Origin of the sequence: Bradyrhizobium sp. HKCCYLS3077, assembly GCF_051167555.1 — a bacterium.
GTDB lineage: Bacteria > Pseudomonadota > Alphaproteobacteria > Rhizobiales > Xanthobacteraceae > Bradyrhizobium.
Genome location: NZ_JBNPTH010000003.1, coordinates 51158 through 74071, shown reverse-complemented (window position 1 = coordinate 74071; position 22914 = coordinate 51158). Strand labels below are relative to the sequence as shown.

Genomic DNA, 22914 nt, shown 5'->3' with positions numbered 1-22914 from the left:
GCTCATGACGCGCGCTCCGCACTCGTTTGCGCCATCGCCTGCTCCTGCAGCCGCGCGGCGCGCAGCTTGAGCAGGAATTGCGTCGCGTTGATCGCGTAGGCCGCATAGGCCGCGAGCACCAGCAGCATCTGCTGCTGTGCTGATCCGATATGCCCGATGATCGCGGCGAGATAGGCCGTATGCAGCGCGATCACCAGCATCGAGAACACGTCTTCCCAGAAGAAGGCCGGCGCAAACAGATAGCGGCCGAACACGACCCGCTCCCAGATCGAGCCGGTGATCATGATGGTGTAGAGCAGCGCCGTCTTGAGAATGACCGAGGCCGTGGCGAGCCACAGGCCCTCGCCCGTGGCGAGATAGCGCGCGACCAGTCCGAGGCTGACCAGGAAGACGAGAAACTGGAGCGGCGCCAGGATGCCCTGCACCAGGGTCCATGGCGTGGCGTCGCGCCGACGCTTTTCCTCAGGCGTGTAAAGCGCTTGCCGCTTTGCACGCGGCGCCGCCTCGGGTGTGAAGCAGAGTTGACTCCACAGCGACGGATCAGTGGCGGACGTGAATTGGGCGTCACACGATGTGTAAAGATGATTTGACAACATCGGTGCCCGGTGGTGCGATGACGACAACCACAGGGACATTTGTGGTGCACCGCACTCGGCCTGGTCAACGTTACGTTGTGCAGCTTGCAGGTGGCGCATCGCAAATCCCCGGAGTGCGGGCCCGATGGGGAAACGCTAGACCCGGGTCGGAAGAGTGTCAATCAAAATTGACGTCAAAGAATATTGACGCAACGAGCAACGTGCGCTCATATGGAGGGGAGGCGCTGATGACCGAGCTCAATGAAACAGCCCGATTTCCAAGAGCACGCTTCCGGACGAAGCGTGGGCAGCCCGGCTTTCATCCGCCGGCAGCGCCGCGTGTCAATGTGCCCTTACACAGCACCCGTCATCCTCAGCTCAACGGAGCGATCGAGGCCGAGATCATTCCGCGCCTGGTGATGGCCCATGCCTCCACGCTCGAACGCGTGCCGGCGATCATCACAGCCTCGGCCCAGGAAGCCGCCGACTTTGCCGAGCTGGTGCTGGACGCCGACGAGGACGGCGCGGTCGCCTGCATCCAGGCGCATCGTGATCACGGCGAGACGCTGGAGCGGATCTATCTCGATCTCCTGGTGCCGACCGCGAACCATCTCCGCCATCTCTGGGCCGATGATGAGCGCGACTTCGCCGACGTCACGCTGGCGCTGTGGCGGCTGCAGCAGCTGCTGCGCCATTTCAGCCCCGCCTTCTGCGCCGAACTCGCGGTCGCGCCCACGGGCCTGCGCGTCCTGTTGACGACGTCGCCAGGCGATCGCCGCGAAATCGGCCACATGATGTTCGGCGTCGTGCTCGCGGGTGAATTCTTCCGCCGCGACGGCTGGGAGACCTGGATCGAGCCCGACACGGCGGATCGCAGTTTCGTCGATGCGCTCCGCACGCAATGGTTCAACGTCGTCGAGTTCTTCGCAACCAGCGACAAGAAGCTTGACGATCTCGCCTCAAACATAAGGATGGTCCGGCGCGAGTCCTCCAACCAGGACATCGGCGTGCTGGTCTGCGGTCCTGCGTTTATTGAACGGCCTGAACTCGTTCTTCTGGTCGGCGGCGACGGTATCGTCTCCGACCCGAGCAGAGAGGCTTCGCAAGCCCGGCACGTCGTCAGTCTTCTGACCGAACGGCGATAGCTGAGGGTGCAGTGAAGATGAATGCTGGAATGAGACTTGCCGCGCGAAGGCTCCTTGATTGGGAGGACAACGGCGTTGGTGAGGGCGTTCAGAGCTCCGAAAGAGTCGCTTGGCGATCTCAATGCGGATGTTGCGGCCATGCTGGTGGCCGCAGCCTCCGACATTGCGCTCGCGCTCGACGCCGACGGCAACATTCAGGATCTGGCTTTTCAACAGGCCGGATTGCCGCTTGAATTGAGAAACACAGACGCGTGGATCGGCCGATCCTGGCAAGCAACAGTGTCCGAGGAAAGCCAGACCAAGCCAGAGCTGCTGCTCACCGAGGCCTCCCAGCGCAAGGTGTCGCGCTGGCGCGAGGTGCGTTATCCGGCCGCCCGCGGCCCGGACATCCCGATTCTGTTCGCCGTCGTGGCGATCAAGGGCGCCGCCCGCTTCATCGCGGTCGGGCGAGACGTTCGCGCCACCGCAGCCCTCCAGCAGAAGCTGATCGAGGCGCAGGTTGCGATCGAGCGCGACTACTCGCGCATGCGCAATGCCGAATCGCGCTACCGGATCCTGTTTCAGATCACCGCCGAGCCGGTCCTGATCATCGACGCCACAAGTCATCGAGTGGTCGAGGCCAATCCGGCGGCGGCCACCCTGCTCGACCATGGCGCCGCCAATCTGATCGGCAAGCTGTTTCCCGACGTCCTGCTGCTCGACGACAACGCGCTGTCGCAATCGCTGTCGCTGGCGATCAGGTCCCAGGGCAAGATCGAGCGCGCCAAGGTCACGCTCGACGGCGGCCGCGAATATCTGCTCGACGGCACCTTCTTCCGCCAGGACACGTCGTCGCTGTTCCTGCTGCGGTTCTCGCCGCTGACGTCGCAACCGGCGATCACCCGCGCCTCCGAGGTCAACACCCAGCTGGTGCAGTTCGTCGAGGCCGCCCCCGACGGCTTCGTGATCACCGACATGGACGGGCGGCTGCTGCACGCCAACGCCACGTTCCTCCAGCTCGCCCAGATCGAGAGCATGCATCAGATCGTGGGCGAGACGATCGACCGCTGGATCGGCAAGTCCGCGGTCGACTTCTCGGTGATGCTGACCAATCTGCGCCAGCACGGCACGCTGAAGCTGTTCTCCAGCGTCGTCCGCGGCGAGCATGGCTCGCCGGTCGACGTCGAAATCTCCGCCACCACGGTCGGCGCACCCGGCCAGGCCCGGCTCGGCTTCACCATCCGCAATGTCGGCCCGCGCATTCCCGGCGACGGCGCCGATCACGGCTTCATCCCACGCTCCCGCGAGCAGCTCGCCGAGCTGATCGGCCGGGTGCCGCTCAAGGAGCTGGTGCGCGAGACCACCGACGTGATCGAGCGGATGTGCATCGAGACCGCGCTCAAGCTCACCGGCGACAACCGGGCGACCGCGGCCGAGATGCTCGGGCTCAGCCGGCAGAGCCTTTATGTCAAGCTGCGGCGCTACGGCATGGCCGAGCCGAGCGAAGAGGACAGTCAGCTGGAATAGCTGCCGTCCGAACAGATGCCATTGGAAGAGGTGGAAGCGTAGCAATGACCGAGATCGCGCCCGTCCCGCTGTCCCCCCGGCTGCATCCGTCCGCCGTTCTCGAACTGCTGAAGCCGATCACCTGGTTTCCGCCGATCTGGGCGTTCGGCTGCGGCGTGGTGTCCTCGGGCGCGCCGCTGGCGCCGCGCTGGCCGATCGTGATCGCCGGCCTCGTGCTGGCCGGGCCGATGGTGTGCGCCACCAGCCAGGCCGTCAACGACTGGTTCGACCGCCATGTCGATGCGATCAACGAGCCGGACCGGCCGATTCCCTCGGGCCGCATTCCCGGCCGCTGGGGCCTGTACATCGCGCTGATCTGGACGGTGCTGTCGCTCGGCGTCGCCTCTTTGCTCGGCACCTGGGGCTTTGCCGCGGCGGCGCTCGGCCTCGCGCTCGCCTGGGCCTACAGCGCGCCGCCGATCCGGCTGAAGCAGAACGGCTGGTGGGGCAACAGCGCCGTCGGCCTCTGCTACGAGGGACTGCCGTGGATCACGGCCGCGGCGATCATGAGCGCGCAGGCGCCGTCCTGGCCGGTGCTCGCCATCGCGCTGCTGTACAGCGCCGGCGCCCACGGGATCATGACGCTGAACGACTTCAAGTCAATCGGCGGCGACCGTGTCAGCGGCGTCGATTCGCTGCCAGTGCTGCTCGGCCCCGAACGCGCCGCGCGCCTTGCCTGCATCACCATGGCGCTGGCGCAGGTTGCGGTGCTCGGGCTCCTCATCGTCTGGAGCCGTCCGGCGCATGCCATGATCGTCGCCGCGCTGGTCGCGGCCCAGCTGGTGCTGATGCGGCGGCTGATGACCAATCCGCGCGAGCTCGCGCCCTGGTACAACGGAACGGGTGTGCTGCTCTATGTGCTTGGCATGCTGGTTTCCGCCTTCGCGCTCGCGGGGATGTCGGCATGACCTCGGCCTCCGCTCCACTCTCCTGGTTCGGCATCGTCAGGCTCGGCCTGGTGCAGACGGCGCTCGGCGCCGTGGTGGTGCTGACGACCTCCACCCTAAACCGCGTGATGGTCATCGAGCTGGCGCTGCCGGCGATGATTCCCGGCCTGCTGGTCGCGATCCACTACGCCATGCAGGTGCTCAGGCCCTGGCTCGGCCACGGTTCCGATGTCGGCGGCCGTCGCTTCGCCTGGATCGTCGGCGGCATGGCCGTGCTCGCGGCCGGCGGACTGCTGGCCGCAGCAGCGACAGCGCTGATGGCGAGCCAGCTCGTGCTCGGCCTCGTGGTGGCAGTGATCGCCTTCATCATGATCGGCATCGGTGTCGGCGCTGCCGGCACCTCGCTCCTGGTGCTGCTCGCCAAGCGCACCTCACCGGGACGGCGCAGCGCCGCCGCCTCGATCGCCTGGATCATGATGATCGCGGGCTTCATCGTCACCACCGCCGTGGCCGGCAAGGCGCTCGATCCGTTCTCAGGCGAGCGGCTGATGCTGGTGTCCGGCACGGTCTCCGCGATCGCCATGGTGCTGACCCTGCTCGGCGTGTGGGGTATCGAGCAGCCCGAGCTCTCCGCCGAGCGGACTGCCGCGACAGCCGAGCGCGGCGGCTTCATGGAGGATTTCCGCGAGATCTGCCGGGAACCGCAGGCGCGGCGCTTCGCGATCTTCATCTTCGTCTCGATGCTGGCCTATAGCGCGCAGGACCTGATCCTCGAGCCGTTCGCCGGCAGCGTGTTCGGCATGACGCCGGGCCAGACCACGCAGCTCTCCTCGGTGCAGCACATGGGCGCGCTGATCGGCATGATCCTGATGCCGGCGATGGCGAGCCTGCATGCCGACTGGCGGACGCGGCCGCAGCCCTGGATCATCGGCGGCTGCCTCGCCTCGGCGCTGGCGCTGCTCAGCCTGGTCGCCGCCGCGGCGGTCGGTCCAGCCTGGCCGCTGCGCGCCTCGGTGCTGCTGCTCGGCATCACCAACGGCGTCTACGCGATCGCGGCGATCGGCGCGATGATGAACATGGTCAGCGAAGGCCGCGACAACCGCGAGGGCACAAGGATGGGCCTGTGGGGCGCCTCGCAGGCGATCTCGTTCGGCATCGGCGGCTTCGTCGGCACCGCGGCGGCGGATGCCGCGCGCGCCTTCATGCCCTCGACCGCCTCGGCCTACGCCGCGGTGTTCGCGGCCGAAGCGGCATTGTTCGTTCTTTCCGCCTGGCTCGCGATCTGGATCAAGCGTCCGCGCGAGCAGACATCGGCGCTTGCGGCACAGCCGGCCAATCAGGGAGCCTAGCGATGACCACCCCGTCCGAAACGTTCGATGTCGTGGTGGTCGGCGGCGGTCCCGCCGGCGCCACCGCCGCCAACGATCTCGCCCGCCAGGGCCATCAGGTGCTGCTGCTCGACAAGGCCGGCCGCATCAAGCCGTGCGGCGGCGCCATTCCGCCGCGGCTGATCGCCGAGTTCGAAATTCCCGACCATCTGCTGGTGGCGCGGATCTCGTCCGCCCGGATGGTGTCGCCGAGCAACCGCGATGTCGACATGCCGATCGACGGCGGCTTCGTCGGCATGGTCGATCGCGAGCATTACGACGAATGGCTGCGGGCCCGCGCGGCCGAGGGCGGCGCGATCCGCCGCACCGGCACGTTCAGTCACATCGCCCGCGATGCCGATGGCACGGCCGTGGTGCATTACGAGCGCCGGATGGACGACGGCAGCGTGCGCGCGGACAGCGTCCGCGCCCGTGCGGTGATCGGCGCCGACGGCGCGGTGTCGGCCGTGGCGCGGCAGTGCATCCCGGAAGTCAGCGAGATCCGCTACGTCTTCGCCTATCACGAGATCGTCCGATCGCCGGAGCGTGGCCATCCGCTGTTCGACGCCACTCGCTGCGACGTCGTCTATCGCGGCCAGCTGTCGCCGGACTTCTACAGCTGGGTGTTTCCGCATGGGCCGACCACCAGCATCGGCACCGGCAGCGCGCATAAGGGCTTTTCGCTGCGCGGCTCGGTGGCCCAGTTCCGCAAAGTCGCCGCGCTCGACGATCTCGAGACCATTCGCCGCGAGGGCGCGCCGATTCCGCTGAAGCCGCTGTCGCGCTGGGACAATGGCCGCGACGTCGTGCTCGCCGGCGACGCGGCCGGCGTGGTGGCGCCAGCCTCGGGCGAGGGCATCTATTACGCGATGGCCGGCGGCCGCGCCGCGGCTGATGCCGTCGCCGTGTTCCTGAAGACCGGCGATGCCGCAGCCCTCGCCACAGCGCGGAAATCCTTCATGCGCAAGCATGGCGCGGTGTTCTTCATCCTCGGCATGATGCAGCGCTACTGGTACACGAACGACGCCCGCCGCGAGCGCTTCGTCGCCATCTGCCGCGACAAGGACGTCCAGCAGCTGACCTGGGACGCCTACATGAACAAGGAGCTCGTGAAGGCGAAGCCGCTGTCGCATGTGCGGATCTTCTTCAAGAACATCGCCCACCTCACCGGGCTTGCGAAGGCGGCCTGAGCTGCTCACGCGATGGATGAGCTGTTTCGCAGCCCGCACCTGGTCGACCTGATCCTGGCGGTGGTGGCGGTCGAGCTTGCGGCCGTGACGTGGGTCTGGCGGCGCTACCGCCGCGGCATCAGCCCGCGGGCGCTGCTGCCCAACCTGCTCGCCGGCGTGTTCCTGCTGCTGGCGCTGCGCTGCGCGCTCGCGGATGCACCCTGGTTCTGGCTTGCCGGCTGCCTCGCCGCGTCGGGCGTCGCCAATGCGGCTGATCTCAGGCAGCGGTGGCGCTAGATCTCCGGAGAGCAGTGAACGGGCTCCCCGGCTGCTGCTGGGGCGAGCGTATGGAGGACCACCCCAGCGGGGGGTCATCCCGGCGAAAGCCGGGATCCATAACCACCGGGGCCATGATGACGAAGAAAGGCGACCCGAACCTTGTTCGCCCACAGGCATCACGCGGTCTGGGTCCCGGCGTTCGCCGGGACGACATTGGTGCGAGTGGATGGCGCGCGGATGAGCGCTCAGACCTGAGATCCGTACCGCGCTCCCCTTACTTCTTCTCCGAGAACGTCTTCAGGTAGGCGACGACGTCCTTGCGCTGCTGCTCGTTGGCGAGCTTGAACACCATCTTGGTCGAGCCGGTCGCCTGGTCCGTCTTGCCCTTTTCGGTCAGATATTTCTTCAGGTAGGCGTTGGGGTCGGCGAGATATTCGAAGATGTTGTCGTCGGTCCAGACCAGTCCCGCCTCGCCCGCGTGCTTGTTCAATTCGGAATAAGCAAACCCCGGATAGGTCCCGGTCGGACGACCGACCACACCGGTCAGCACCGGTCCGACCGCATTCTTGGCGTCGGGGCCGATCCGATGGCAGGTCATGCACTGCTTGAAGACCTGTTCGCCTTTCGCAGCGTCACCGCCGTCCAGCGCCCAAGCGCCGCTCGCCGATGCTGCAATCACGACCGCTGCGACCAATCCAACTCTGAGCATTTCCAATTCTCCCGATCTTTCCAGTCCGTTAGTGTACGTAGTTTTCCCTGACAGATAACAATGTCATGAACGCTTGTCATGCTCACCTGAAATGAAAGTGAGCGAATAAGTCGCAGTTCGACCATGCAATGGGCGCGGGAATACCAACGAAAGTTGGATGCTTGGAAATAAGCCTTGACACCGAAGGCTCTGCGTGAGCTAACGACATTCTCAAGACTATCAATGCGTTAGCGGGATACGGCGCAACACCTTCAAAATGCGCGCCAATCGAGGCCGCGATCCCTGCGAGCGTCTCCAACGGGTGCCAACAAGCGGGTGCCAATACATGGCCGAGTTTCACGGTCCACGACCCGACGTGACATTGCTGCTCGACATGGACGGCGTGATCCGTGAGGCCACGCTGTCGCCGAACATCTCGACAGAGAATGTCGACGTCTGGCTCGGCCGGCCCTGGTCCGAAATCGTCGACGATGCGAGCGAGAAGATCGAGCGCATCATGCAGGACACCAAGCGCACCGGCATCTCCGCGTTTCGCCAGATCACGCAGCGGTTTCCGAGCGGCCTGGAACTGCCGATGGAATTCACCACCGTGCTGCTCGGCGGCCGGGCGGGCATGCTGGCGATCGGCAAGAACCTGCAGGCTGTCGCGGAGCTGCAGGCGCGCCTGATCTCGGCGCAGCAGACCATCGAGCGCGACTACTGGAAGCTGCGCGAGATCGAGACCCGCTACCGGCTCGTCATCGAGGATTCCAACGAGGCCGTGCTGCTGACGAAGGTGTCCGATCTGCGCATCGTCGAGGCGAATCGCACCGCGGCCGCGGCGCTCGGCGTCTCCAGCCGGCGCCGGGACAATCTGGTCGGCCGCGAGTTTCTGCAGGAGATCCCGCAGAAGGAGCGCGAGCCGGTGGAGCTGATGCTCAGGCGCGTCCGCGACCAGGGCAAGGCGCCCGGCATCGTCGTTCACCTCGGCGAGGACGCCGCGCCCTGGATGCTCCGGGGATCGCTGATGACGAGCGAGACCGCGCCGATGTTCCTGCTGCAGATGGCGCCGATCGGCCGCGCTGCTCAGCCCGGACCGATGCCGGACGATCCGGAAGGGCTGATCGACAATCTGCCCGATGCCGTCATCAGCATCGATGCGACCGGGGCGATCAAGCGCGCGAATCGCGCCTTCCTGGAGCTGGTCGAGATCGGCTCAAAGGAGGCCGTCCTCGGCGAGAAACTCAGCCGCTGGCTAACGCGGCCGGGCGCCGACCTTTCGGTGCTGATCTCCAACGTCGAACGGCATGGCACCGTCCGCCTGCTCGCCACCACCATCCAGGGCGAGCTCGGCAGCGAGACGGAGGTCGAGATTTCGGCCGCCTCCCACGGTCTGGACGGTCACCGCCGGATCGGATTGATCTTGCGCAATATCGCGCGGCGGTTGTCTCCGGCGGCGGAACATGACAATCTTCGGGCGGCCCTGTCTGGTCTCAACGAATCGGTGGGCAAAACGCCGCTGCGCGACCTGGTGCGGAGCACCGTGGAGGTCGTCGAGCAGCACTATGTCCGCGCCGCGCTTGAGCTCGCCAACGGGAACAGGACGTCGGCGGCCGAAATTCTCGGCCTCAGCCGGCAAAGTCTTTACGCCAAGCTCGATCGGTATAATCTGAGCCAGCTAGAAGAAGACGAGGAAACCGAAAAGGGGAGCTAGTTGCCCGTTCCGCTGACAACGCCGGCCTTCGGCCACGCTACTCTTGCGGATTGCGAGCGTGAACAGATTCATCTCGCGGGCTCGATCCAGCCGCACGGCATTCTGCTGGCGCTGAAGGAGCCGGACAACGTCGTCATCCAGGCCAGCATCAATGCGGCCGCCTTCCTCAATACCAATACCGTGGTCGGACGCCCCTTGCGCGATCTCGGCGGCGACGTGGCGCTGCAGATCCTGCCGCATCTCAACGGTCCGCTGCACCTGACGCCGATGACGCTGCGATGCACAGCCGGATCGCCGCCGCAGCAGGTCGACTGCACGGTGCATCGGCCCTCGAACGGCGGACTGATCGTCGAGCTGGAGCCGGCGACAAGGTCGACCAACATCGCCCCCGCCCTCGACGGCGCCTTCCACCGCATCACCTCGGCCTCGTCGCTGCTCGGCCTGTGCGACGAGACGGCGACGATCTTCAAGGAAATCACCGGCTACGACCGCGTCATGGTCTACCGCTTCGACGAGGAGGGCCATGGCGAGGTGCTGTCCGAGCGACGGCGGCCCGACCTCGAGGCGTTTCTCGGCAACCGCTATCCGGCCTCGGACATTCCGCAGATCGCGCGCCGGCTCTACGAGCGCAACCGCGTCCGGCTGCTGGTCGACGTGAACTACATGCCGGTGCCGCTGCAGCCGCGGATCTCGCCGCTCAACGGCCGCGACCTCGACATGTCCTTGAGCTGCCTGCGCAGCATGTCGCCGATCCATCAGAAATATCTGCAGAACATGGGTGTCGGCGCGACGCTCGTGTGCTCGCTGATGGTCAGCGGCCGGCTGTGGGGACTGATCGCCTGCCACCATTACGAACCGCGCTTCGTGCCGTTCGACATTCGCGCCGCCGGCGAGGCGCTGGCCGAGACCTGCGCAATCCGGATCGCCGCCCTCGAAAGCTTCGCCCAGAGCCAGTCCGAGTTGGTGGTGCGCCGGCTGGAACAGCGGTTGGCCGAGGCGGTGTCGCGCGACGGCGAATGGCAGACCGCGCTGTTCGACGGCTCGCAATCGCTGCTGCAGCCGCTCGGCGCCAGCGGCGCGGCGCTGCTGTTCGAGGGCCAGGTCACGACCGCCGGCGACGTGCCGTCGACCCAGCGCATTCGCGATCTCGCAACCTGGCTCGACCGCAGGCGCAAGCTGCCAGATGCCGCACAAGGGCTGACCGTCACCGCCTCGCTCACGCTGGACGAGCCGTCGTTCAGCGATATCCGCGGCGTGGCGAGCGGCCTGATCGCGGCGCCGCTCTCCGCTAGCGATGGCGAGTATCTGCTGTGGTTCCGGCCCGAGCAGGTGCGAACGGTGACCTGGGGCGGCGATCCGCTGAAGGCCGTGATCATCGGTGACGATCCCTCCGATCTGTCGCCGCGGCGCTCGTTCGCGCAATGGCACCAGCTGGTGGAAGGCAAGTCCGAGCCATGGTCGGCGGCCGAACTCGCGTCGGCCCGGCTGGTCAGCGAGACCGTCGCCGACGTCGCGCTGCAGCTGCGCTCGGTGCGCATGGTGATCGCCCAGGACCAGCTCGCCACCATCAGCGCGCAGGTGCTGCGCTCGGAGCAGCCGGTCATCATCGCCGATGTCGAAGGCCGTATCCTGCTGATGAACGAAGCCTTCGAGCAGCAGTTGCGCGCCTCGCATCCGCATATTCCGCATCTGCGCGACCTCGGCGCCTATTTCTCGGCGCCGGCGGAATTTCGCGCCAATCTCGACGACCTCATGCGCAACAAGCGCAGCTGGCGCGGCGAACTGACGCTGACCGGCGGCGCCTTGCCGCAACGGCCGCTGATGCTGCGCGCCGATCCCGTGATCGCGCCCTATGACCGCGTTCTCGGCTTCGTGCTGATCTTCTCCGACCTCACCGAGCGCAAGACCGCGGAAGCCGCGCGCGCCCGTTTCCAGGAGGAGATCGACGGCAACCGCCGCCCGAGCCTGCGGCTCGATCACAGCGCCAGCCTGATCTACAAGGAGCTCGCCGCCTCCACGGTGGAGAACGCCCAACTCGCCGCGCTGGAAGTCACCCACGGCGCCGAGGCCGGCAGCATGCCCGAAATGCTGGAGAGCATCCGCAACTCCACCGCGCGCACGCTGAGCATTTTGGAGCACCTGGTGTGGTATCGCTCGCAGAGCGGGGAGTGAGGGTGCGGAGTAAGCGAGCGCAGGCTTCGCTTGATTGGTCATGCGGGACAAAGCCGTTCGCCAAACTCAAACGCACTTTGACGATGTGACCCAAGATGGTCCCGCGACCGCAGTGCGCTCCCCTCCCCCTTGCGGGGAGGGGTCGGGGGTGGGGGTCCGCGCACTCCGAACTGCGTGATGAGCACGATGCCTTTCACATCGCACAACAGCTCCCGTTGCGATGGTCTCTTGATTCCGGTTCGCTCAGTAGCAAATGAGCTCGAGGGTATGGAGCTCGATCACAAGCAGCGCGACTCGTGGACCCCCACCCCCGCCCCCTCCCCGCAAGGGGGAGGGGAGTGGACCGCCTGCCGCGGAAGCAGATCGGCTCCAACGGATGTTGCCATCCACCGCGAATCTGAAGTCGGCGTACCCTACGAGCCTGCGCCTCGCCTGCCCTACCCGCCGAGCCCCGCCGCCAACTGCAGCGCCTGCGACAGCGTGATGTTCAGCTTGAAGGCCGTCGCGGCTTCCTCGACGACGACATCATGCTCGTCCATCGCCGCGCCCGCGCGCTCCAGCGCATCGCGATAGCCGTCCTTGAAGCGCGGAATGTCGGCGATCTCAGGAAAATCGTAGAACGACAGCGCCTCCGTCGGCAGTTCGAGCGAGCGCGCGAGGATCTTCTTGATGATCTGGCCGCCGCTGAGATCGCCGAGATAGCGCGTATAGGCGTGCGCCAGCAGCGGGTGCCCCGAACCAGCGCCCGCCTCGCGGATGGCGCCGACATAGGCGATCGCCTCCGGGAGCAGCGGCAGGTGGCTTCCATCCAGCCGCGCCAGGCCAGCCTTGATCGCGGCAGTACGATGCAGCTCGGGCCGCACGATGAGACCCACCACCGCCGTTCCCGCGTGCCGCGAGAGCTCGGCTTCCAGCGCGTCGTAGACCGGCAGCAGATTGCGCAAGAGCAGCGCGTAGGCGGGGATGGTACCGCGTCCCCGCAGCAGTTCGGCGACGATGCCGGTACGCTCCGCGGTCACGTGCAACGCCTTGGTGCGCTCGCGCATCGCCTCCAAAAGACTGGCCGGACGCGTGCTGCGCCCGGCCAGTTCGATCTGCTCAACTCTGTCCAACATGCCTTGTCCCGCAGACCTTCAGCGCATCGGCGCCAGCCCGTGTTTCACGCCCCAGTCGAACCAGCTGTCGACAACGGTGCCTGACAGTAGGATACCGATGCCGCCGGTCAAGGGACAAAGCACCGCGAACCACCAGGCCCAGCGATGGATCGATTCGGCCGTCGCGTTGAAGCCCATCGTCCAGCGCCAGAACAGCGCACCACGCTCGAACGCCGTGCCGCGGTCGACGATCTGCTCCAGCTCGCGCTCGCCGCCGTAGCGGCTGATCGCCAGCACCGTCGCGCCATGCATCGCGAACAGCAGCGCCGACCCGTAGAGGAAGGCGATCGAGAGCATGTGGAACGGATTGTAGAACAGGTTGCCGTGCGTGATGGAGAAGTTGTTGGTCCAGTCGAGGTGCGGGAAGATGCCGAAGGGCACCGCCTCGCTCCAGCTGCCCATAAAGATCGGCCGGATGAAGCCGAGCACGAGATACAGCCAGATGGCCGAGGCGAACGCCCACGACACATGCGTGCCGAGGCCGAGCGCCCGAGCGCGGCGATAGGTGCGCGCCCACCACAGCAGGATCGACGTCGTCAGGAAGAAGCCTGCCATGAGCCACCAGCCGCCCTCCTGCAGCGGCGGGAAGATCTGCAGGCCGTATTCCGGCGCCGGCGGCTGCAAGGACAGCCAGAAGAACTGACGGATGAACTCGAGCGGACTCCAGTTCACCGACGCCAGCATGTTGAGACCGATGATCTCGATCGCAACGAAGCCTGTCATCAGCGAGGCCAGGCCGAGGAAGCCGAGATAGACCGGGCCGACCTGGGCGTCGCCGAGCTTGCCGAGCCAGTAGTTGAAGCTGCCCTTGCCGAGCCGCTCCCAGATGCCCGGCTCGATCGGAATGCCCGGGTAGATTTTACTGCGGACTTGGATCTGCGTGAAGATGTTCTGGTATTGGGCCATGACGACCTCTCCTTGAACTCATTGCGGCGACCAGATCGGGATCTTGCGCCACCATTCCCACCAATCCGACCAGGCATTGCCTTCGGGCAGCAGCCACGCAGGACCGGAGATGACGATGCAGACGGCGCTGAAGAACACGGCCGACAACGCCAGGAACAGGCCGAGGCGATGGATGCCGAGCGTGCCGATGGAGTAACCGAGGAGATCGCGGAACATCGTGTTCTCATGTTCCGGCGATTTCATCTCCTCGCCCTTGCCCGGATTGGCGGCCGACAGGATCAGCGAGCCGTGCAGCGCGAGCGCGAGACACGTCGTGAAGAAGAACGTGATCGCGATCATGTGCGCGGGATTGTAGTGGAAGTTGCCGAACTGATAGCCGGTGTTCGACACCCAATCGAGATGGGTGATGATGCCGTAGGGAAACGCGTAGCTCCACGAGCCCATCAGCACCGGACGGATCACCTCCAGCGTGAAATAGGCGAAGATCGCGAAGCCGAAGGCAACCGGCACGTGATAGCCGATCGCGAGCTTGCGACAGATCTCGACCTCGCGCAGCGCCCACGAGACGAACGCGCCATGCGCGCACACCGTGATGAGCTGCCAGAAGCCGCCCTCCGTGAGTGGCGCGAAGGAGAGCCCGTATTTTGCGTCGGGCGGATTGATGCTGATCTGCCAGAGATTCCACGTCGGTCCGAGCGCCGTGGCATAGAGGATCAGCGCCACGCCGACGAAGGTGAAGAAGATCGTCGTCACGCCGAAGAAGCCGACGTAGAACGGGCCGACCCAGAAATCGAAGAGATCGCCGCCGATCAACGTGCCGCCGCGGACGCGGTATTTTCGTTCAAAGCTGAGCATTGCCATCGGTCCTGCCTCCGCTGCCCGTCGCTCGATAAGCTACGTGTCGTATCGTGAATTCGGTGGACGAGAGGATTTGGGAAGCGGGCGAACGGGGTCTGCCGCCGTCGCCCGTCCGCTTCCCTCTGGTCGTCGAGCTGTTAGGTGAGCTTTACCGGAGTGACCGGAGCCGAGATCGACGACGTCTTCGCAGCACGCGGTCCCTCCAGCCAGTTGAACCGGTTGGTGCTGAGCAGGATGAAGTGAATCACCAATGCCAGCCCGAACAGGAACACGCCGAGAGCCACGAGAACCCTGCGGGGATCGAACAACAACCACAAGCGCCACATAGTTTTCTCCTTTCGATCAGGTCAGGTAGGAGAGCACGAGATTGGCGTAGTGGGTCACCCCATCCAGCGCCGCTGCCTTGTAGCCGGTCGGGCCGGGCAGCCACGGACGCCACATCCAGGCGAGAATGTGGGCGACGATCGCAACCGCCGTGAAGGCCACAAAGCTCGTCATGAAGATGCTATGGAATTCCCTAGCCTCCGCTTCGGTCAGCCCCGACAGAGAGCCTCCCTTGTTTGGTTCCACCATAGTAGTACCTCCTGGTGTTGGCCTTTCGGCCGGATGCCGCTCACCGAGATGAGCGGCGTCGAAGCGCCATCCCGTCGCCGGGATGACATCCGTGCGGCAAGCCGCACGAATTCCTTGCAAGAGCAGCGGGGCCTGACATCACGACCCCGGAGCCCGAAACCTTTCGGGGCGTCACAGCCCCATGAACGACGAGGTCGCGCAGTTCGCGGCCTTGACCCGCGCTTCGGCGACGATCGCGCCGAGCGGCGCCGGACGATGGGCCGTGACCAGCGAGCCGATCCGGCGCAGCACGCCCTCGACCATCAGCACGGCAAAGCACACCGCGTAGACGAGAAGGTATTCGATCCGCTCGCGCGATCCCGGCGCGACGTCACGATCCATGCGTTCGTATAACGACATCGTCCTCTCCCTCTCCGCTCCATCCCCGTTGCCTACGCGGCCTGGCCCGTTGCGAGCCGTGACCGCGCTTGCGCGAGAATGTCTTCCGTCACAGTGTCCAGTCCGGCCTGGCGCGCGCCGCGCTCGGCCGCATCGCGCAGCCGCTTGGCCGCGGAGATGCGCACCAGCACCGGCTGTGTCTCGATGATCTGATCCAGCGCCAGCTTGGCGCCGTCGTCCCAGGGCAATTCGCGCTCAAGCCGCGCCGGCGTCGCCGCGATCTGATCCAGTTGCGTGGCGAGCGGCAGGATGTTGAACAGCGCGTCGAACAGCGCGTTGCAGACTTCCTGCACGACATAGGTCGCGCCGGCATAGCCCATGAACGGCGTGCCGGTGTGGCGGCGGATCACCGTGCCCGGGAACGAGGCCGGGATGTAGATCGCGCGGTTGCCGGCTTCCGCCGCATACATGCGCTCATTGTAGCTGCCGAACAGCACCAGCGGTGGCCGCTCGTGGATCAGCTTGCGGATCGAATCATTGTCGGTCTTGGCGCCCGCGCAACGCGAGATCGCGAAGTGGCAGGGCAGACCGAGCTCGGTCTCCAGGAAATTGCGCAGGCCCCGCGCATAGGTCTCGGAGGCGACGATGCCGAAGCTCGCGGTGCCGAAGAAGTCCTGCGTCACCGAGCGCCAGAGATCCCACACCGGCTTGATCGTGGTGTGCTTCTCGCGGGTGATGAACGGCTCCGGATCCAGCCCCGTCAGCTCGCCGAGCGAGCGCAGGAATTTCGTCGTCGAATGCAGCCCGATCGGCGCCTGCAGATAGGGCCGCTCCAAGGTCTCGCACAAGAGACGGCCGAACTCGCGGTACATGCAGATGTTGACATCGGCATTGACCAGCTTCGGCACGTCGGCGAGGTGGCTGCCGAGCGGAAACACCATGTTGATCTCGGCGCCGATGCCCTCGACCAGGCGGCGAATCTCGGCGAGATCCGAGGGCATGTTGAAGGTGCCGTAGATCGGCCCGATGATGTTGACGCGGGGCTTCTCGCCCTCGGCGCGCGGCTTGCGCTCGGGGATCTTGCGCAGGCCGTATTCGCTCCACAGCCAGCTCAAGGCGCGGTTGGCGCTCTGCCACTGGTCCTCGTCGATCGTGCGTGGCAGGAAGCGCTTGATGTTGGAGCCCTCGGGCGTCACGCCGCCGCCGATCATCTCGGCGATCGAGCCGGTGACGACCACGGCCGGCAGATCCGGATCGAGCGCGGCGCGGGCGCGCTTCATCGCCTGCTCGGTGCCCTTCTGGCCGAGCTCATCCTCGCCCAATCCGGTGACGACGATCGGCAATTCGTGCGGCGGCAGGCCGTCGGTGTAGTGCAGCACCGAGGTGACCGGCAGGTTCTCGCAGCCGACGGGGCCGTCGATGATGACCTGCAGGCCCTTGATGGCGGTGAACGCGTAGACCGAGCCCCAATAGCCGCCGGCACGATCGTGGTCGAGGATCAGCATTACACCATCTCCTCGGACTTGCGCTTCTTGGCCTGCGCCGCGACCGCCTTGCGATATTTGTCGCGGAAGTCCGGACGCGCGACAGGCATGCCCTGCCACACGCCCGCGGTGTCGCCCTCACCGACACCTTCGAAGAAGTCGCGCATCTCGTCGAATCGGGCCTTGCCCGCGATCGCCGCGTTGACCACCTGCGCCAGCGAGCCGGCGCCGGAGACGCCGAACAGCGGCCGCGCCGAGATCAGGTTGGTGAAGTACAGCGACGGAATCGCGCGCGCCTTCGCCTTCTGCACCACCGGCGTGGTGCCGATCGCGAGATCCGGCGCAAACTCGTCGACCGCGGCGAGATCCTGCTCCAGCGATGCCCGATACTGCACGCGCACGCCGCGTTGCTCGAGCCAGGCGCAGTCGGCCTCCGACCAACGCGTCCGCGGACAGGCGGTGCCGACATAGCGCAGGTCGGCGCCGCTCTCGACCAGCAGACGCCCAACCAGCAGCTCCGAGCCCTCATAGCCCGACAGCGTGATGCGGCCGCGGATCGGCGCTGCCGCGAGCGCGCCGCGGATCGCCGGCAGCACGGCATTCTTCGCCGCATCGATCTGCGCGCGGCCGATGCCGCAGGTCGAGCCGACAGCCTCGAGCCAGTCCGCCGTGCCGTCGCAGCCGACCGGCGCCGAGCCGATGATCGGCCGGCCGGCCGACTCGAACTCGCGGATCGAGGCCGTGTAGAACGGATGGATCGCCGCGACCGCCGCGCAGTCGAGCGCGCCATACAGCTCGCGCCACTCGCGCGTCGGCACCGTCGGTCCTGCCGCCAATCCGAGTGGCGCCAGCAGCATGCCGATGCCGACGGGGTCGGCCGGGAACATCTCGCCAAGCAAAGTAATCGTCGGCTTGTAGCCGCGCGGCGCGCGCGGCGCCTGCACCGGTCCCTGCTCCGCCTCGCGCCGCGCATAGTTCAGCATCGCGCCGGCGAGCACGTCCTTGGCCTCGGCATGGGTGGGCACGCCGAAGCCGGGGACGTCGATGCCGATGATGCGGACGCCGTTGATCTCCTTCGGGAGAATCTGCAGCGGCACGCCCGAGGCGGTGGGGACGCAGAGATTGATGATGACGACGCAGTCGTAGTTCGCAGGGTCCGCGAGCTTGAACACGGCCTCGCGGATGTCCTCGAACAGCTTTCCGGTGACCAAGGTCTCCGAGTTGAATGGGACGTAGCCGACGCTGCGCCGTGCGCCGTAGAAATGCGACGTGAAGGTCAGGCCATAGACGCAGCAGGCCGAGCCCGACAGCACGGTCGCGGTGCGCCGCATGCGCAGGCCCACACGCAGCGAGCCGAACGCGGGGCACATGCTCTGCGGCTGGTCATGCGGCCCGGCCGGATAGTCGGCCGCGTAGCGCGCCAAGACCTCGCTCTTGCCGGCGGCATCGGCCGCCTTCCTGAGCTCGGCCTTGCCGGCATGGCAGCCCAGCGCCTCCGGCTGCGCCGGCACGCCTGCCGCCGCGTCGCGTTGCGCGCTCACCGCCTGATGGACCACTGCATCGCTCATTGCACGAGATTCCAGTACTCTGTTCCGCTGCTCGGCACGCACCCGTCACACATTGTCGTAGATCACTTCGAGCGACGGTTTCGTCACCGCCGTGCTGCCGCACATGTCCTCGAGCGTCGCTTGCTCCAGCACCACGTCGCGGCCGACTTCGGAGGCCTTGAACAGGCCGAGCAGACCGTCCTGCGTCAGCGGATGCGGATGCTGCGGCGGCGCCTCGGCGACGTTGGTCGCCAGCAGTTCGAACAGCGGCGCCCAGGCCGTGCCGGGCCGACCGATGATCTGGTAGCTCGCGCTCTTGCGGCGGATGTCGTCATCGGCCGGGATCGAGGCCAGCACCGGGATGCCGACGGCATCCGCAAACGCCTGCGCCTCGCCGGTGCCGTCATCCTTGTTGATGACGATGCCGGCGACACCGACATTGCCGCCGAGCTTGCGGAAATACTCCACCGCCGAGCAGACATTGTTGGCGACGTAGAGCGACTGCAGGTCGTTGGAGCCGACGATGATCACCTTCTGGCACATGTCCCGGGCGATCGGCAGGCCGAAGCCGCCGCAGACGACGTCGCCGAGGAAGTCGAGCAGCACGTAGTCGAAGCCCCAATCGTGGAAGCCGAGCTTCTCGATCAGCTCGAAGCCATGGATGATGCCGCGTCCGCCGCAGCCGCGGCCGACTTCGGGACCACCGAGCTCCATCGCGAACACGCCGTCGCGCTTGAAGCAGACGTCGCCGATCTTGACCTCCTCGCCCGCGAGCTTCTTCTTCGACGAGGTCTCCAGAATGGTGGGGCAGGCGCGGCCGCCGAACAGCAGCGAAGTCGTGTCGCTCTTCGGATCGCAGCCGATCAGCAACACCTTCTTGCCCTGCTGCGCCATCATGTAGGACAGATTGGCGAGCGTGAAACTCTTGCCGATGCCGCCTTTGCCGTAGATTGCGATGATCTGCGTGGTCTTCTTCGGAGCAGCCGTCACCGGCGCATCCGGCTCGATCGCGGCCTCGGCACGCAGGGCATCCGTCATTGCAGCCAAGTTGGCGCTGATCTTGGTCGGGGCATTCATCGTGCAGCTCTCCAGTCCAGGACCATCTTGAGACATGACGGATCGTCGAACGCGGTCCGGTAGGCGCTCTCGGCAGACGCTGCATCCGCGTGATGCGTGATCAGCCCATCCAGCGACAGCCGGCCGGTATCGATCAGGTTGCGCACCGCGATCAGATCCTCGTGCTTCCATTCGGCGGCGACGCGGATTGCCGCCTCGCGCATGAAAGCCGACGGATAGGAGAAGGTCAGCGGCGCGCTGTAGAAGCCGGCGAGGATGATCTCGCCGCGTGGCGCCAGGCGCGCAATCAGGCTGTCGAGCAGTCCAGCATCACCGCTGGCATCGAAGATCAGGCGGTAGTCGCGCTTGTCGTCCTGAGCGGGATCGATGACGCGATAGCCGATCGCGCCATCGGCACGCTCGGGATTGCTCTCCCACACGACGGGCGGATCGCCGCCCATCGCGATGATCAACCGCGCCAACAGGCGCCCGAGCACGCCATGGCCAACGACGCATTCGGCCCTTCCGTCACCGCCGATCGACAGCGCATGGTAGGCGGTCGCTGCCAGCGCGAGCAGCACGCCGCGCTCGCCGGTCACTTCGTCGATCGCCACGACACGCTGCGGAGGAACGGTGAGCCGCGAGGCCGCGGCACCGAACAGGCTCTTCACCTCGCCGAAGCAGCGCGCCGCGCCCGGCACGAACACGCGCTCGCCCTTCCGGAAACCGGAATGCGGCGCGGCCTGCGCCACGCGGCCGACAGCCTCGTAGCCCGGCACGAGCGGATAGCCCATGCCCGGAAACTGCGGCATGCGGCCCTCGTACAGCAACCGCTCGGTGCCGGTGCTGATCGCGCTCCATTCGATGTCGACGGTCAGGCAGTCCGGGGCGTCTGCGAGCACCAGGTGCTGCAGCGATAGTTGCCTCGGCCTCCCCAGTACGACGGCGATCGCGTCCATTGCCCAACTCCCCGGCGACGCCCGCTTAGTTACGGGTGTCAGGTTAGTCCGACCAGGGGAAGTGTCAATATAAATTTACATTCGGAGTGTCAGCTTTTCGCGACAATCACGCTGGCGATCAAGGGGATGCGTGTGCGAAGCACTCGCACCTGCGAAAAGCCTGCCATGCTCAGCAGTTCGCGAAGCCGTGCCGCGCTGCGCGGCCGGCCCTGCCCCATCGCCCGGAGATAGATCTCGAAATAGGCAGCGACGCCGTCGCTGCCGCCGTCCATGTCGCGCATCGGCTCGCCAAGCAGCAGCACGCCGCCTTCGGGCAATGCTGCGCGCACCTTGGCCAGCAGCCGCGCCACCGCGTCGTCGTCATGGTCGTGCACCACCCGAATCAGCGAGATGACGTCGGCACCCGCGGGCAGCGGGTCGTCGTGGAAACTGCCCGCCGTGATCGTCGCACGGTCAGCCAGACCGGCCTGGGCCAGACGCTCCCGCGCGATCCCCACGACACCCGGCAGATCGAACAATTGCAGCCGAAGCTGCGGCGCGGTTCGCGCGGCGGCGGCGAGGAAGCTGCCATCGCCGCCGCCGACATCGAGCAGGCAACGGTGGCCGGCCAGCGGATAAGCGGCGAGGACGACGTCCGCGATCATCGGCTGCGATGCCGCCATCAGCGCCGTATAGGGCGCGACATCGTCGCGCGTCAGCGCCGCGCCGCCATGGTCGAGCGCATAGGGCCAGTAATGCGCGAGATGGCGTTCGCGATCATGGCCGCGCAGCAGCGCCAGGGGATCGCCGAGATCGGCATAGAGCGCGGCGTGATGGCGGACCATCGCGGCGATGCCGGGATTGCCGAGCAGCGCCGCGCCGAGCGGCCCGAGCCCATAGCGCGCCGCGCCGCGGCGCTCGAGCAGCTGCAGCGCGCAGGCCGCCTCGCACAGGCTTTCCATCGCGGCGTCCGGTATCGCCGCACGCGACGCGAGCGCCGCGAGATCACGCGGCCCGGCGCGCAACGTCTCGAACAGATCGAGCTGCACGCAAGCCGCCAGCGTCTGCGAATAGACGAAGCCGGCGCAGAGATCGAACAGCTCCGCCGCCCGCCGGCGCGCGATCGGCCGCGTCAACGGAAACGCCGCCGCCCAGCGCTGAAATGAAGCACTCGCCAGCAACGAGTCGCGCCAGCCGCGCCAGCGATCGCTGAGGCTGATCGGGGACGGCGCGTCGCGGCGAATGGCGGCGGGCATCGCCGTCAGCGCTCCAATGGCCGAGCAAAAGCACATCGACACGCCGCGCTGCCCACCCTCCCCTGGAGGGGGAGGGTCACCGCGCGCAAGGCGCGCGGTGGGGTGGGGTGATCCCGGAAACAGGTGCGGATGGGTCGAGGCGAGATCAGGTTCCGCTGCATCGGCCTTTCACGGACCCTCCGCACCGAGCGCGCCGACAGACTGCCACCCCACCCCGCCGCGCCTGCCGCTGCGCGCAGGCGCGGCGACCCTCCCCCTCCAGGGGAGGGTGGGCACCGCGGGCGCCGCGCGAGCATGGCCATTCAAAGCAAACTCACGCCGCCGACGCGGCGAGACGGCGCGGCACCAGGCGCTTGGCTTCCTGCTCCATCAGCACGCGCAGCTCGTGGGCATGGGCGCAGGGCGGCATGGTGCGAATGCCGTCGGCGACGAGATCGTGCAGATAGCTGACGGCGCCGGTGAGACCATAAATCAGCACGGCATTGGGCCGCCCGAGCTTGGCATCCTGGCCGACCGGCTTGCCCGCCTCTTCCTCATCGCTGGCCGCGTCGCGGATGTCGTCGGCGACCTGATAGGCCTCGCCGATCTTCTCGCCCAGGCTGCGCCAGGCTGCGGGATCGGAATGCCCCGCCGCCGCCGCGCCGGACACGGTCGCGGCCGCGAACAGCGCGCCGGTCTTGGAGCGATGATAGTGCGAGAGATCGATCTCCGGCTCGCATTCCCAGGCCTGGCCGGCGGCGATGCCATGCGGCACGCCGACGGCGTCGCCGATGGTCTCGATCAGTCGCGCCAGCCGCAGCGGCGAGCAGCGCGACTTGGCGAGCGTCTGGAAGGCGAGCACGATCAGCGCATCGCCGGCCAGCACCGCGAGCGGCTCGCCGAAGGCGGCATGCACCGAGGGCCGGCCGCGCCGCAGCTTGGCATTGTCGAAACAGGGCAGATCGTCATGTACCAGTGAGGCGCAATGCAGCAGCTCAATCGCCGATCCCGCCGCATCCGTCGCCGCCGGCTCGTCGTCGCCGCAGGCCGCGGCCACCGCATGACAGAGCCGCGGACGCACCCGGGCCCCCCTGGGGAACACGGCCGCCTGCATGGCGGCCGAGAGACGGGGCGGACATCCCGGCTGGTCGGCCAGCGCGACCGCTGCGACGAGGGATTTTTCGATCCGGGCCATCACGTCCATGCCAGCCTCCCCTGCCGCGACGGCCAACGGGCCATCGCCT

22 protein-coding genes are annotated in these 22914 nt (G+C 66.8%); 8 read left to right on the top strand and 14 right to left on the bottom strand.

The annotated features are described in order from the left end of the window. Positions 1–2: 2 nt before the first annotated feature. On the bottom strand, positions 3–593 hold the full coding sequence (bchF, locus tag ACQR0Z_RS12205; RefSeq protein ID WP_434919299.1) for a 2-vinyl bacteriochlorophyllide hydratase: 591 nt from the start codon (positions 591–593) through the stop codon (positions 3–5). A gap of 20 nt (positions 594–613) precedes the next feature. On the opposite strand from bchF, the gene ACQR0Z_RS12200 reads away from it, so the two are divergent. The 6 genes from ACQR0Z_RS12200 to ACQR0Z_RS12175 all read left to right on the top strand — a co-directional run bounded on the left by ACQR0Z_RS12200 (position 614) and on the right by ACQR0Z_RS12175 (position 6985). Next, positions 614–1720: a cobalamin B12-binding domain-containing protein gene (locus ACQR0Z_RS12200; RefSeq protein ID WP_434918775.1), complete on the top strand. Its 1107-nt coding sequence runs from the start codon at positions 614–616 to the stop codon at positions 1718–1720. Positions 1721–1858: 138 nt separating this feature from the next. Then, on the top strand, positions 1859–3226 hold the full coding sequence (gene ppsR / locus ACQR0Z_RS12195; protein ID WP_434856029.1) for a transcriptional regulator PpsR: 1368 nt from the start codon (positions 1859–1861) through the stop codon (positions 3224–3226). A gap of 44 nt (positions 3227–3270) precedes the next feature. Then, positions 3271–4173, top strand: coding sequence for a chlorophyll synthase ChlG (gene chlG, locus ACQR0Z_RS12190; RefSeq protein WP_434918774.1), 903 nt, complete (start codon positions 3271–3273; stop codon positions 4171–4173). Beyond that, positions 4170–5501, top strand: coding sequence for a BCD family MFS transporter (locus ACQR0Z_RS12185; protein WP_434918773.1), 1332 nt, complete (start codon positions 4170–4172; stop codon positions 5499–5501). The genes chlG and ACQR0Z_RS12185 overlap by 4 nt, the downstream gene beginning before the upstream one ends. A 2-nt stretch (positions 5502–5503) precedes the next feature. Then, complete coding sequence (locus ACQR0Z_RS12180; RefSeq protein WP_434877500.1) at positions 5504–6709, top strand: geranylgeranyl diphosphate reductase; 1206 nt, start codon at positions 5504–5506, stop codon at positions 6707–6709. Between the two features lie 12 nt (positions 6710–6721). Beyond that, positions 6722–6985: a hypothetical protein gene (locus tag ACQR0Z_RS12175; protein ID WP_434877501.1), complete on the top strand. Its 264-nt coding sequence runs from the start codon at positions 6722–6724 to the stop codon at positions 6983–6985. Between the two features lie 256 nt (positions 6986–7241). Here ACQR0Z_RS12175 and ACQR0Z_RS12170 read toward each other — a convergent pair whose 3' ends face one another. After that, complete coding sequence (locus tag ACQR0Z_RS12170; RefSeq protein WP_434918772.1) at positions 7242–7676, bottom strand: c-type cytochrome; 435 nt, start codon at positions 7674–7676, stop codon at positions 7242–7244. 325 nt (positions 7677–8001) lie between these two features. Here ACQR0Z_RS12170 and ppsR (ACQR0Z_RS12165) point away from each other — a divergent pair, with 325 nt between their 5' ends. Continuing rightward, positions 8002–9369, top strand: a complete 1368-nt coding sequence (gene ppsR / locus ACQR0Z_RS12165) for a transcriptional regulator PpsR (protein WP_434918771.1) — start codon at positions 8002–8004, stop codon at positions 9367–9369. Beyond that, the gene (locus ACQR0Z_RS12160) at positions 9370–11541 is read left to right on the top strand and encodes a GAF domain-containing protein (protein ID WP_434918770.1); all 2172 of its coding nucleotides are present in this window, start codon (positions 9370–9372) and stop codon (positions 11539–11541) included. A 437-nt stretch (positions 11542–11978) separates the two neighbouring features. Here the strand turns inward: ACQR0Z_RS12160 and ACQR0Z_RS12155 are convergent, their stop codons facing one another. The 12 genes from ACQR0Z_RS12155 to ACQR0Z_RS12100 all read right to left on the bottom strand — a co-directional run bounded on the left by ACQR0Z_RS12155 (position 11979) and on the right by ACQR0Z_RS12100 (position 22874). After that, positions 11979–12656, bottom strand: coding sequence for a heme oxygenase (biliverdin-producing) (locus ACQR0Z_RS12155; protein ID WP_434918769.1), 678 nt, complete (start codon positions 12654–12656; stop codon positions 11979–11981). An 18-nt stretch (positions 12657–12674) separates the two neighbouring features. Beyond that, a complete protein-coding gene (gene pufM / locus ACQR0Z_RS12150) occupies positions 12675–13601 on the bottom strand; it encodes a photosynthetic reaction center subunit M (RefSeq protein WP_434877503.1) in 927 nt (308 codons plus the stop codon). Between the two features lie 18 nt (positions 13602–13619). After that, positions 13620–14462: a photosynthetic reaction center subunit L gene (gene pufL / locus ACQR0Z_RS12145; protein ID WP_434877504.1), complete on the bottom strand. Its 843-nt coding sequence runs from the start codon at positions 14460–14462 to the stop codon at positions 13620–13622. Positions 14463–14596: 134 nt separating this feature from the next. Continuing rightward, entirely contained in the window at positions 14597–14785 is a 189-nt protein-coding gene (gene pufA, locus ACQR0Z_RS12140) for a light-harvesting antenna LH1, alpha subunit (RefSeq protein WP_006615514.1), read from the bottom strand. A gap of 16 nt (positions 14786–14801) precedes the next feature. Beyond that, on the bottom strand, positions 14802–15032 hold the full coding sequence (pufB, locus tag ACQR0Z_RS12135; RefSeq protein ID WP_434856040.1) for a light-harvesting antenna LH1, beta subunit: 231 nt from the start codon (positions 15030–15032) through the stop codon (positions 14802–14804). A gap of 171 nt (positions 15033–15203) precedes the next feature. Then, complete coding sequence (locus ACQR0Z_RS12130; RefSeq protein ID WP_434877505.1) at positions 15204–15431, bottom strand: hypothetical protein; 228 nt, start codon at positions 15429–15431, stop codon at positions 15204–15206. A 32-nt stretch (positions 15432–15463) separates the two neighbouring features. Then, entirely contained in the window at positions 15464–16915 is a 1452-nt protein-coding gene (gene bchZ / locus ACQR0Z_RS12125) for a chlorophyllide a reductase subunit Z (RefSeq protein WP_434918768.1), read from the bottom strand. Next, a complete protein-coding gene (gene bchY, locus ACQR0Z_RS12120; RefSeq protein ID WP_434918767.1) occupies positions 16915–18462 on the bottom strand; it encodes a chlorophyllide a reductase subunit Y in 1548 nt (515 codons plus the stop codon). The genes bchZ and bchY overlap by 1 nt, the downstream gene beginning before the upstream one ends. A gap of 45 nt (positions 18463–18507) precedes the next feature. Further along, on the bottom strand, positions 18508–19518 hold the full coding sequence (locus ACQR0Z_RS12115) for a chlorophyllide a reductase iron protein subunit X (RefSeq protein ID WP_434856044.1): 1011 nt from the start codon (positions 19516–19518) through the stop codon (positions 18508–18510). After that, positions 19515–20456: a chlorophyll synthesis pathway protein BchC gene (bchC, locus tag ACQR0Z_RS12110; RefSeq protein WP_434918766.1), complete on the bottom strand. Its 942-nt coding sequence runs from the start codon at positions 20454–20456 to the stop codon at positions 19515–19517. Before bchC ends, ACQR0Z_RS12115 begins: the two co-directional genes overlap by 4 nt. 89 nt (positions 20457–20545) lie before the next feature. Then, positions 20546–21691 (bottom strand): methyltransferase, encoded by a 1146-nt coding sequence (locus ACQR0Z_RS12105; RefSeq protein WP_434918765.1) that lies wholly within the window; start codon positions 21689–21691, stop codon positions 20546–20548. A 313-nt stretch (positions 21692–22004) separates the two neighbouring features. After that, positions 22005–22874: a polyprenyl synthetase family protein gene (locus tag ACQR0Z_RS12100; protein ID WP_434918764.1), complete on the bottom strand. Its 870-nt coding sequence runs from the start codon at positions 22872–22874 to the stop codon at positions 22005–22007. Between the last annotated feature and the right edge of the window lie 40 nt (positions 22875–22914).